Origin of the sequence: Lacinutrix iliipiscaria (assembly GCF_042686125.1) — a bacterium.
Classification (GTDB): Bacteria; Bacteroidota; Bacteroidia; order Flavobacteriales; family Flavobacteriaceae; genus Oceanihabitans; species Oceanihabitans iliipiscarium.
On the sequence record NZ_JBHUOV010000002.1, the window covers coordinates 281,250 to 293,020 of the forward strand.

Consider the following 11,771-nt stretch of genomic DNA (forward strand, 5'->3'; position numbering starts at 1 on the left):
CTTTCTAATAAAAATAAAAGGCAAATAGGCTTAGAAACATCATCGCTAAAGGTGCTACAAATATTACAAAGACAAAAGCTGTTAAGCTTGCCTTAAAGAAACTCCAAAACCAACCTTGTTGATAAAAGCGCTTTAAAGCAAAAAATAAATAGAAAAAAGTAGAAAACGCAACTAGCCAATCAATCCAGTCTGGAATATCCCATACAAAGTTGATTCCTATAATAATACTAAAAACTGTAAATAGGAATGAAAAATAGTAAAAACTAAAGACCAAATGATGCGCATAACGTCCGCGTTTTATATAAAGAATCTTCAAAATTAAAGCGAAAAGAGGTAGTAAAAAGAACATCGCAATAGGAATGGTATCATATAATCGTTGTAATATGCTTCCGCCTTCACGTGACTTATAAAATTTTAGCATTTGCCCATAAAAATGACGTTTAAATCGTCCAGCATCATCTGGCATTCCCATAGCACGATAAATAAGATTTTCTGAAGCTCCAACAGCAATAAGGGAATCTATTTCTTTTTCATTAAAATCAAAATTCAAGTTATTATTCTTAGCATTTGTTATACTAACGAGTGAATCAATTTCTTTTTGAGTCATCCCAGTAAACACTTTATTATCCTCAAGAGCTTTTCTAACCGCTGCTTTTGCAATAGAATCTTTTGTCCTTAATTTAGATAATTCTATAAGTTTTAAAGAATCTCTAACCTTTTCATCTCTAACGGTATCCAATACTTTCTCCTTATTTAGAGTTTTTGCCAAACTAGTGTCAATTTCATTTTTCCATTTATTAACATTAAATGAATTTAAAAAGAAAAAAACTACAGCAATAAATAAGTACATTTGAGCAGGATGTAAATACAATAAGCGCTTACCTTCAATAAACTTAGTGGCTAAGTAACCTGGTCTAAAGAGTAAAGGAATAAAGCTCTTAAAAAAACGTGCATCAAAAGAAAAATAATTACTTATCGTGTTATAAAACAAGACACCAATAGTTAACTCATCTTTATCCTTTTGTCCACAATACGGACAAAACTCATAGACTTCATTAAAAGGTTGCTCACAATTCTTGCAGTCCTTAAGTTGTACAGACATCGTTTGGTTAGTTTTTATAAAAGTAAAAAAAAGAAAGCATAATAAAAACACAATCAACTATCTAATAGACAAGACTTTACATTTTTGGCATGACAATTGAAACTAGATAAACAAATAGCGTAAGCCGAAAAGCTAAATGAGTAGGCATAATCTAAAACCCTTTTACTATGAAAAATTTAGTACTATTATTTACAGGTTTGTTAATGACATTAACAACTGTAACAGCAGCAGAAAAAATTACTGCAACACAAGGTGAAGATTTAAATATTTCACGCTACAGTTATGCACAACCAATTCAGTTTGTAGAGCGTGGTGTGGAGTTTTTAATTTTCCCAGATGGAAGTTTTGATTTTAATACAAATCTAAGCGACACACAAGGAAGCTTTTACTACAGAACTAGAACATCTAGAAGAGGCCCTTCTATAAATTCTACTTTTGGCGCACCAGGAACCCAAGTTACATTTACTGCTTCAAGTGTACCAAGAGGTGTTATTGTTACTCACGATAGAGATGGTAAAGTCCGTAGAGTTGGCAATGTATTTGTTAACTATAATAGATATGATCAAGTAAAACGTTTAGGCTCAGTTTATATTAATTATAACCGATTAGGTTTAGTCAGTCAAGTAGGCGGATTGCATATTAGATACAACTCATTTGGAGAAATCATTTCAACTAATGGTCACGTAAACTACTGGAACCAAGGTTGTGGTATATGTGGCGCAAATTCTTGTAATACAAATCATTTTATAGAATACAATACTTGGAATGCATCTAATCATTTTACAGATACCGAAGACTTTTACTACTACAGAAAAGATGGAAAAGTCAAAAAGCAAAAAAAAATAAAGCGCAAATAGTCTATAAATCCCTAACTATTTTAGTTTTAACTATCCCACGAAACAGCTCTAATTAAGGCAAGTTCGTGGGATTTTTATTTTTAACTTACAAAATACATTTCCACTTCGCCTTTACCTTTAGTATTTATTTTACCTCTGCTTTCGAAAGTAAAAATAGGGTCGCCTTTTAAAAGTTCATAAGTATCATGTGAAATATTAACTTTACCCTCCAATCCAGCAGTTTCTAATCGGCTAGCAACATTAACAGTATTACCCCAAAGGTCATAGGCAAATTTATCTTTACCAACAATACCTGCGACTACAGGACCTGAATGAATACCTACTCTCATTTTCCATTCAATGTCATTGGTTTTATTTCTATTTTGAATAAAATTTTGCATTTTTTTTGCTACTCTAACACATTTATAAGCATGCTTATCATCAGCTTCAGGCAAGCCACACACTGCCATGTAAGAATCACCTATTGTTTTTATTTTTTCGAGAGATTCTTCTCTAATTAAATCATCAAAATGAAAAAAGATTTCGTTTAACTCTTTAACTATTTTTTTAGCGGAAACCGTTGAAGCAATTTGTGTAAATCCCATAAAATCGGTAAAAATAACACTAACATTTTCATGTCTAACAGTTGCAATTTTTCCTTTAGCAATTAATTCTCTAGCAATTTTTCTTGGTAAAATATTGTACAATAGCAATTCTGTTTTTTCCTTCTCTTTTCGAAGAAGATCCGATTTTTCTTCTAATTCTTTAGTTCTAATAGTAACTAATTCTTGAAGTCTATTATTTTTTGCTTTTAAAGCATCAATAGGAAAAGATTCTCCTATATCTTGATCATTAGAAGGCATAGATATATGACTATGAGCAATTAACCACTTATCATTTTTAAGTACAAAAATTGTAGTAAACCTTAATTGAAGGTTAAGAGGTGTGCCGTCATCTAATTCGAAACTCACAATAGCCACAGCTTCAACATAGCCACTAGTACTTGATAATACCATAGCTTTTTTATAAGTGTAATTTATAGATAATGGCTTATGAAATTCATTAAAATCAGATTTAAAATTCTGAACCACTTCATGATAGTCTTTTCCTAATTCATGATCTCCAGTTCCAATAGTACTTATTGAATTATTAAAAAAAGGGATAATATCATCTAAAGTATTTTCTTTATTATCTCTATTTGCCCAAATATCCCAGAATGTATCAAATGCTAAGAGAATTTCATTTTTAATTGAATCCATAATTATATTATTTAATAGCGTTACTTATAAATTTTCTTGAATTAGAATATCTAAATTTTTGTTTTTTCTAAATTCTTTATATTGTTTACAATACTTAGTATGGTAGCTATGGGCTTTTAAAAATTGAATCTGAATTTTATTCCATTCTTTGCGAGTAAGTTTATTATTATAATGTTTTAATTCTTTATATAATCTATCACCATTTACTTTAAAAGAATTGGTGCTTAAATATTCTAGGTCGGCATCAGCAATTATTTTTTCTAATAGATTTTTAGGTGTTTGCGGAATTTTAGTAGCCATGATCATTCCACATATTCTATCAATATCTGCTTTAGAAAAATTATAGTTACTAAGCTTATGCCTAGCATACTCTGTACTTTTTTTTTCATGATCAATATGACTTTTAATAAAACCAATATCATGAAATAAAGCAGCAACTTTTATCAATTTTAGTTCATGCTCCGAAATTTTTTCTTTATTAGCTATATATATTGCACGATCAAGGACATATAAAGTATGATTAATATCATGATAGGTCAAATGGCTAGGTAATTGTTGTTTTAAAGTCTCAGTAATTTTATTGTATAAAATTTTAAAATCTAAATCCATTAATGACTATTTTTTTTAATAGTTATACCTCCTCCAACTTCTCTAATATTTTGAACAAACATAAATGCCTTAGGCTCTGCTTCTGCTATGGCTTTCTTTATTTTATGCATTTCTAATCGAGTTACAACGGCTACTATAATATCGCAATCATATTTAACTCCATAATTCCCTGGTAAGTTGCCTCTTTCTCCTTTGTAAACAGTAATAGGTTTATTGAAATCATTAACTATAATTTGTTTTACTAATTCAGGTTCTGGTGAAATTATAGTAAGCGAAATCAATTTTTCAAAACCATCAACAACGTAATCAGAAACGCGTAATGCAGTAAAAAAAGTAATTATAGAATACATTGCTTTTTCAATTCCTAAAAAGAAAGCAATGACTAAAAAAATTGTAGTATTAATAGCCATAATAATTTCAGAAGTAGAAAGCCCTAATTTTTTATTAGTATATTCTGCTATTACTTCTAATCCATCAATAACACCACCACCACGAATGACAAATCCAATCCCTAAGCCAACAAAGACACCACCAAAAATTGCTGTTAAAAAATGATCATATGTAACAGGAGGTATTGGAAGAATATTAATTAATATTCCTAATATAATTAGTGACAAAAATGCATGCGCTGCAAAGTTTTTTCCAATTTTCTTATAGCCAATATACACAAAAGGTAGATTTAGTAAAATCAATGGTATACTAACATCTATATGATAGAATTCATGAACTAAAATAGAAATCCCTAAAATACCTCCATCTAAAAAGTGATTAGGAATCATAAACCCTTTAATAGCTATGGTTGCACATAAAACACCAATAAACTTTAATAATAATGATTTTAAAGAAAATATAGATTTCAGACTAAAGGGTTCTGAAGTAGAATGGCTCATTTAAATAAATTTAATTTGAACTAATTTACATAAAAATAAAATATATTAAACTTTAAACTATCATATTCGAATTTTATAAAACAGAACTCTTATTAAAACTATCAACAACCTGTTAATAATTACATTTCTAAAATAGTTTATTTACTTCTATATTTGATTATCTCCTAATTAAAGAATATGCGCATAGAATACGATATAAAGCTTGGTTTTAAAGATGTCATGATTAGACCTAAACGCTCAACACTAAAGAGTCGATCCCAAGTATCCTTACAACGTGAATTTCAATTTTTACATAGTAAAACTAAATGGCAAGGTATTCCTATTATGGCTGCCAATATGGATACGGTTGGCACTTTTGAGATGGCTCTGGCTTTAAGTCAAAAAGGATTATTTACTGCTATTCATAAACACTACTCGGTTACAGATTGGAACGTTTTTTCTAGTAATGCGCCTGAAGGGATAGAAAATTATATCGCAATTAGCACAGGCACTGGTGCTCAAGATGCTGAAAAGCTAGCTGAAATTTTCAGCTTTAATCCGCATTTTAAATTTATTTGTATTGATGTCGCTAATGGTTATTCTGAACATTTTGTTGATTTTGTTAAACATACACGTACACAATATCCAGATAAAGTCATTATTGCAGGAAATGTAGTTACGGGTGAAATGGTAGAAGAATTACTCCTTGCTGGTGCAGATATCATTAAGGTTGGAATTGGTCCAGGAAGTGTGTGTACTACACGTGTAAAAACAGGTGTAGGTTATCCGCAATTATCAGCTATTATCGAATGTGCTGATGCTGCACATGGTTTAGGTGGTCATATTATAAGTGATGGTGGTTGTACCATTCCTGGAGATGTGGCTAAAGCATTTGGTGCAGGAGCAGATTTTGTAATGCTTGGTGGTATGCTTGCTGGCCATGAAGAATCTGGAGGTGAATTAATTGAAGATAATGGCAAACATTATAAGCAATTTTATGGCATGAGTTCTAATACTGCCATGGATAAACATGTTGGTGGTGTAGCAGAATATAGAGCTAGTGAAGGAAAAACGGTTAAAGTTCCTTATAAAGGTAAAGTCGATCACACGCTTTTAGATATTCTTGGTGGTATAAGAAGTACTTGTACTTATGTTGGTGCTTCTCGATTAAAAGAACTAACAAAGCGTACAACCTTTATTCGTGTTGCTGAACAAGAAAATCAAGTGTACTCAAAGGAATAATACTACACCAAAAAAAATAGACGTACCTTTGTGACTTACAAAATGACAAGCGTAAATTGTCATTGACCAAATTTATCATATGTCATTTAAAGCATTAGGCTTATCTGAAGCCTTATTAAAAGCTGTCCAAAAAAAAGGGTACACTACACCAAGTCCAATTCAACAAAAAGCTATCCCTCCTATTTTACTGGGAAAAGATGTTCTAGCATCTGCACAAACAGGTACTGGTAAAACGGCTGGTTTCACATTACCTTTATTACATATACTATCTGAAAATCCAAAAGAAAAATACAGACCAATTCGCGCATTAATTCTAACACCAACACGAGAATTAGCGGCACAAGTTTATGCTAATGTTAGAGAATATAGCGAATATCTGAATATAAGAAGTGCAGTCATTTTTGGAGGTGTAAATCAAAAACCTCAAGTCGCAACCATACGACAAGGTGTTGATGTGCTTGTCGCTACACCAGGACGTTTATTAGATTTAGAGTCTCAGAATCTATTGTCTTTAAAACGTGTTGAGATTTTTGTGTTAGATGAAGCAGATCGAATGCTTGATATGGGATTTTTAAGAGATATCGAACGCGTGATGAGATTGATGCCTGATCGAAGACAAAACTTAATGTTTTCAGCCACCTTTTCTAAGGATATCAAAAAATTAGCTCATGGGATTTTACACAATCCTATTCAAGTTGAAGCTACGCCAGAAAACACAACGGTTGATGCCATTTCGCAAAAAGTATTTCGAGTTGCAAAAAGCAAAAAAACAGCACTAATCCTAAAACTCATTATTGATGGACAATGGAATCAAGTTTTAGTATTCACACGTACTAAACATGGTGCTAATAAGCTGACTAAAAAAATGATTAGTGCTAATATCTCTGCAGCTGCTATTCATGGCAACAAAAGTCAAGGTGCAAGAACTAAAGCACTTGCTGGTTTTAAAAGTGGACGTATAAGTGTTTTAGTGGCTACAGATATTGCGGCACGTGGATTAGATATTCCGTTATTACCTCATGTTGTGAATTTTGAATTGCCAAATATTTCAGAAGATTATGTACATCGTATTGGCAGAACAGGTCGTGCTGGCGCTCAAGGAGAAGCTATTTCTTTAGTTTGTACAGAAGAGCTAGGATATTTAAGAGACATTGAAAAATTAGTCGATTTAAAAATTCCATCAGAAACCATTGAAGATTTTGAACCAGATCCAAATGAACCCACTGCACCAAAAAAACAAGGACAAGGACGTTCTAATAATTCAAGAAAAAGCAAAGGGCAAAATGCTTCAAAACACACAGAAGGCAACAGAACAAATAAAAACAGGAATAGAAATAGAAACTCTAGACGAAATAGAAATTCCAATTCAAAAAAATAATGAGACCAGAACTCAAAAACAAAATCATATCAGTCTGCAACCAAAAGATTCAACAAAAAGGTGAAAATGTGGGTTTATCCTTTTATGCCTTCTTTGCCAATAAAAATGATAACCCTGAATTATTAATGGAAGCAGCGACATGGTGGATTTTAACGCACCAACTCGATCACTTCGAAAAAGCTGTTAAAATTAAAAGCCTAGTTGAATAATGACTGCTCAACCAAACAATCCATTACACGGAATAAAGTTAGAGCAAATTGTAACTGAATTACAAGCGCATTATGGTTGGGAATATTTAGGCTATACAATAAACATTAGATGTTTTACACATGACCCTTCAGTAAAATCGAGTTTAAAATTCTTAAGACAAACACCTTGGGCGAGAACTAAAGTTGAAGCTTTATATTTAGAAATGCTTTCTAAAAGACGAAAGTAATTTAGCCTTCAGTTTTTGCAAATATATCGCCTCCAGAAGCCAATCGTGCTTTTTTCACTTCGATTTTTTTGGTCATCCATTCTGGATAATTAGAATCATCTTCAGCCTCAAAAATGCGCAAACTTTGATTGTCTTCGAGACTTAATAAATCATCTTGCCTTCTCCCTAAAATAGCTCCAGCTGTTTGCACTCCAGAATACCCAGCTCCAGCAACTCCATGAGACACAATTGAAGCACCACACATATACATGTTTTCAATTTCACTCTTTTGTTTATAGGCAAAAGGTCCAATATGTTTTAAACTTTTTTCGGTTCCATATACATTGCCCCGAGTTGTATTGATGTAATATTCATTGGTCATTGGAGTACCTAAATCCTTATGCACAATAGCATCAGTTATACCAGGAATTACCTTTTCTAAAGTCACTAAAAACTTTTGAATAATTTGTTCTTTAAACTTTAAGTATCTTGCTGAACGCTCTACAGGTTCGTCTTTAAAATCCGCGAAAGCGTCGTAATTAATATAGGTAATAGCTTCAATAGTATGATAGCGACCATCGAAACTAATTGGATCTTTTAATGAGGTACAACTAATAAACATGCCAGAGAATTCTTCGCCATCAAGAATATTAGTTTTCTGCATATCATCATTTATGGTATCCAAATCTTTATTAGGAATTCTCCAGATATTCCCTGAATCTAATCCTGCTTTTTTGACATCCATATCAACCGTTAAAAATAACATTAATGATGTACAAGAATAAGTCGTGTTGTTTAACTTCTTTAATAGTTTTTTGCTAAGATGTTCTCTTCCTATTAAATTAAAATAAGTAGTATCTGGATCTGCATTAGATATGATATGATTAGCATAAATCTTTTCTCCTGAAGACAGCTCTACACCTACAGCTTTTTTCTTTTTCTTATCTTCAATCAAAATAGACTTTACAGGAGTACTCGTTTTAATTTTACCATTAAAAGCTTTGATTTTATTCGTCATTGCTTTCACCAAAGCACCTCCTCCACCCATTGGATAAAAACCCCCTTCAGCATAATGACACATGATTGCTGCATGCATAATAAAACTTGCTTTTCCTGGAGGCAAACCATGGTTGCCAAACTGAATATTTAAAATATTTTGTAACAAAGGATCTTTAACATGCCAATTAATAACACGCTTTAAGGTAAAAGGAGAATACTTTCCCATATGCTTAGTACGAAATGGAATTGTAATTTGTTGCCACCAACCTCTTATTTTTGGTATGAGTTGTAATTGCCTTCCAACATTTCTAACCAATTTCAGATATTTTGTAATGCCCTTTTTTTCATGAGGAAAACGTGCTATAAGATCCTTTTGAAAGTCCTCCCAATTTGCAGAATAATCAAATCGTTCTTCACCTATCCAGCAATGGTCAAATCCTTTAGGATTCATTCTGTAAAACCCAATATCGTTGGCAATGCCAAGGCCTTCATACAACTCACAAGAGGATTGCCCTTTTTCCATTAAGCCAACATAGTGTACACCAGGAGTGAAGCGATAACCGTTAAGATAAAAACTATGACACCAACCACCTGGAACATCGTGTTGTTCTAAAACTAAAACCTTTTGTCCGTCTCTAGCAAGACAAATAGCAGCTGATAATCCACCAACTCCTGAACCTATAATTATTGTATCGTACTGATTATCTTGTAGTTGATTTTCTGAAGTTGATTTTATCATGTGTTACAAGATAATTTTATTTTTTAAATCTATAAAACTAAAGCCCTTTTATTAATAATTCCGCCGTTGCAGGGTTGGTTGCTAGTGGTACGTCATGCACATCGCAGATACGCATAAGCATAAGCACATCTGGTTCATGAGGATGTTTTTCTAATGGATCTCTAAAAAATAGCACTAAATTACATTTTCCTTCTGCAACTCTAGCTGCAATTTGCGCGTCACCACCTAGTGGTCCAGATAATAATCTGGTAACGTCAAACCCTGCTTTTTTCACTTTTTTACCAGTAGTTCCTGTAGATACTAATGTAATTTCTTTCTGATGAAAAATTTCTTTATGCTCATTTAAAAACTGAACCATTTCAGCTTTTTTCCCATCGTGGGCAATAATAGCTATTTCCATTAATTTAAGTTATTAATATGATATTTACTTAAGCCCTCAATAGGACTTCTTACAAAATTACCAACTTTAAAGCCAAGTGCTTTAGCTACGGTTCTAATTTCTTTTTGAGAGAAAAAAGCAATAGAGCCTGCAAAATGTACAGGCACATTAGCCAACTCATCTTTAAATTGGTAAATCATATTTTTTGCAAATAAAGTGATTCCTGATGTTATAAGGTTAGAAATGTATTCAGACTCATTATTCAAAAACATGAACTCAGCAAAAGCCGCTAAATAGGCATTTGGATTGGGTTGTTTATAAAGGTTATACTTTATATAATCAGGCTCAACATTAAACTGACTAGCAAATGAAGCTTTTAAATTTTCTGGCATATGATTAAAATAATAATCACGAAGAAGTTGTTTGCCAAAATAATTTCCTGAAGCATCATCCATAATTGAATACCCAAGAGAGTCTACACGTTGATGCAAATGTTTGCCATCATAGTAACTGCAATTAGAGCCTGTACCTAAAATACAGACTATAGCTGCTTCATTTGGTGTGCTTATTGAAGCTCTAACGGCAGCCATGGTATCTTCTTGCACCTCAACGATAGCTTTTTTAAAAATGCGTTCTAGTATATTCTTTAATAGTTGTCTAGGTTTTTCAGTACCACAACCAGCACCATAAAAGAAAACATGAGTGACTTCCTTTTTACTTTGCATAAGGACATCACTTTTTTTAATGATTTTAGTGAGTTTTTTTTCGCTAAGAATTGCTGGGTTTAAGCCTTTAGTTCTTACTTTTTCAAAACATTGCTTTCCTTTTTGGTCTAATGCAATCCAATCGCATTTTGTAGATCCGCTATCAGCTATTAATATCATATATCAAAAATAAAAAAAGCTGTTAATAAAAATTAACAGCTTCACTTTGTGTTTTCTAAAGTGTGTTAACATGCATAGCCAATTCTACAAGTTTAGTAGAATAAGCAAATTCATTATCATACCAGCCTACAATTTTAAAGAATTTAGAATTTAGTTCAATTCCAGCAGAGGCATCAAACACACATGTATTTGTTTCACCTACAAAATCTTGAGAAACTACTGCATCATCTGTATAACCTAGCACTCCTTTTAATTCACCATCTGCAGCTTTTTGGAATGCGGCTTTAATCGCTTCATAAGATGTTTCTTTTTGAGTTCTAACCGTTAAATCGACAACAGAGACATCTGCAGTTGGAACACGAAAAGCCATTCCTGTAAGTTTTCCATTTAAATGTGGAATTACTTTTCCCACAGCTTTTGCCGCTCCAGTTGTTGAAGGAATAATGTTGTTTAAAGCAGAACGTCCTAAACGGTAATTTTTACGTGAAGGTCCATCAACTGTTAATTGTGTTGCAGTAGAAGCGTGAATAGTTGTCATAAGTGCTTCTTCAATTCCGAAGTTATCATCTATAACTTTGGCCATAGGTGCTAAGCAATTAGTAGTACAAGAGGCATTAGATACTATGATATCTGACGCTTTTACGTCATTATGATTTACACCCATTACAAACATTGGAGCATCTTTACTTGGCGCAGAAATCACAACTTTTTTTGCTCCTGCTTGAATGTGATAGTTTGCAGTTTCCATAGTTGTAAATATTCCTGTACAGTCTGCAATAACTTCTGCTCCGACTTCATCCCATTTTAAATTTTTAGGGTCACGCTCTGCAGTGACACGTATGGTTTTACCATCAACGACAAGGTGTCCGTCTTTAACTTCAATGGTGCCATCAAATCGTCCGTGAACAGAATCATATTCTAAAAGATAAGCCAAATGTTCTACATCTAACAAATCATTTATAGCTACAACATCTACATTCTCCTTTTTAATAGTAGCTCGAAAAACAATTCTTCCAATTCTACCAAATCCATTAATTCCTAATTTTAATTTTGTCATTTT

At 32.5% G+C, this 11,771-nt stretch carries 13 protein-coding genes; 5 read left to right on the forward strand and 8 right to left on the reverse strand.

The window, feature by feature from the left end; genetic code table 11:
- Positions 1-4: 4 nt before the first annotated feature.
- The gene (locus ACFS5M_RS08370; protein ID WP_183487814.1) at positions 5-1,102 is read right to left on the reverse strand and encodes a DUF3667 domain-containing protein; all 1,098 of its coding nucleotides are present in this window, start codon (positions 1,100-1,102) and stop codon (positions 5-7) included.
- Positions 1,103-1,269: 167 nt separating this feature from the next.
- Here ACFS5M_RS08370 and ACFS5M_RS08375 point away from each other — a divergent pair, with 167 nt between their 5' ends.
- Complete coding sequence (locus ACFS5M_RS08375; protein ID WP_183487816.1) at positions 1,270-1,959, forward strand: hypothetical protein; 690 nt, start codon at positions 1,270-1,272, stop codon at positions 1,957-1,959.
- A gap of 80 nt (positions 1,960-2,039) precedes the next feature.
- Here ACFS5M_RS08375 and ACFS5M_RS08380 read toward each other — a convergent pair whose 3' ends face one another.
- The 3 genes from ACFS5M_RS08380 to ACFS5M_RS08390 are packed head-to-tail and all read right to left on the reverse strand — an operon-like array spanning position 2,040 to position 4,696.
- On the reverse strand, positions 2,040-3,197 hold the full coding sequence (locus tag ACFS5M_RS08380) for an adenylate/guanylate cyclase domain-containing protein (RefSeq protein ID WP_183487818.1): 1,158 nt from the start codon (positions 3,195-3,197) through the stop codon (positions 2,040-2,042).
- Between the two features lie 24 nt (positions 3,198-3,221).
- Entirely contained in the window at positions 3,222-3,806 is a 585-nt protein-coding gene (locus ACFS5M_RS08385; RefSeq protein WP_183487820.1) for an HD domain-containing protein, read from the reverse strand.
- Positions 3,806-4,696, reverse strand: a complete 891-nt coding sequence (locus ACFS5M_RS08390; RefSeq protein WP_183487822.1) for a YitT family protein — start codon at positions 4,694-4,696, stop codon at positions 3,806-3,808. The genes ACFS5M_RS08385 and ACFS5M_RS08390 overlap by 1 nt, the downstream gene beginning before the upstream one ends.
- Before the next feature lie 177 nt (positions 4,697-4,873).
- On the opposite strand from ACFS5M_RS08390, the gene ACFS5M_RS08395 reads away from it, so the two are divergent.
- The 4 genes from ACFS5M_RS08395 (at position 4,874) to ACFS5M_RS08410 (ending at position 7,731) form a co-directional block, all read left to right on the forward strand.
- Positions 4,874-5,917, forward strand: a complete 1,044-nt coding sequence (locus ACFS5M_RS08395) for a GMP reductase (RefSeq protein WP_183487824.1) — start codon at positions 4,874-4,876, stop codon at positions 5,915-5,917.
- A gap of 79 nt (positions 5,918-5,996) precedes the next feature.
- Positions 5,997-7,295, forward strand: a complete 1,299-nt coding sequence (locus tag ACFS5M_RS08400) for a DEAD/DEAH box helicase (protein ID WP_183487826.1) — start codon at positions 5,997-5,999, stop codon at positions 7,293-7,295.
- Complete coding sequence (locus ACFS5M_RS08405; protein WP_183487828.1) at positions 7,295-7,504, forward strand: DUF6500 family protein; 210 nt, start codon at positions 7,295-7,297, stop codon at positions 7,502-7,504. The genes ACFS5M_RS08400 and ACFS5M_RS08405 overlap by 1 nt, the downstream gene beginning before the upstream one ends.
- Positions 7,504-7,731 carry a VF530 family protein gene (locus tag ACFS5M_RS08410; protein ID WP_183487830.1) on the forward strand — a complete coding sequence of 76 codons (228 nt, stop codon included), beginning with the start codon at positions 7,504-7,506 and terminating at the stop codon, positions 7,729-7,731. Before ACFS5M_RS08405 ends, ACFS5M_RS08410 begins: the two co-directional genes overlap by 1 nt.
- 1 nt (position 7,732) lies before the next feature.
- Here ACFS5M_RS08410 and ACFS5M_RS08415 read toward each other — a convergent pair whose 3' ends face one another.
- From ACFS5M_RS08415 to gap, 4 genes are read right to left on the reverse strand one after another with little or no spacing between them, the layout of a single operon-like run.
- Positions 7,733-9,448 carry a phytoene desaturase family protein gene (locus tag ACFS5M_RS08415; protein WP_183487832.1) on the reverse strand — a complete coding sequence of 572 codons (1,716 nt, stop codon included), beginning with the start codon at positions 9,446-9,448 and terminating at the stop codon, positions 7,733-7,735.
- A 37-nt stretch (positions 9,449-9,485) separates the two neighbouring features.
- A complete protein-coding gene (locus ACFS5M_RS08420; RefSeq protein WP_183487834.1) occupies positions 9,486-9,848 on the reverse strand; it encodes a methylglyoxal synthase in 363 nt (120 codons plus the stop codon).
- Positions 9,848-10,711: an N-acetylglucosamine kinase gene (locus tag ACFS5M_RS08425; RefSeq protein WP_183487836.1), complete on the reverse strand. Its 864-nt coding sequence runs from the start codon at positions 10,709-10,711 to the stop codon at positions 9,848-9,850. The genes ACFS5M_RS08420 and ACFS5M_RS08425 overlap by 1 nt, the downstream gene beginning before the upstream one ends.
- A 55-nt stretch (positions 10,712-10,766) precedes the next feature.
- A complete protein-coding gene (gap, locus tag ACFS5M_RS08430; protein WP_183487838.1) occupies positions 10,767-11,768 on the reverse strand; it encodes a type I glyceraldehyde-3-phosphate dehydrogenase in 1,002 nt (333 codons plus the stop codon).
- Positions 11,769-11,771: the final 3 nt, after the last annotated feature.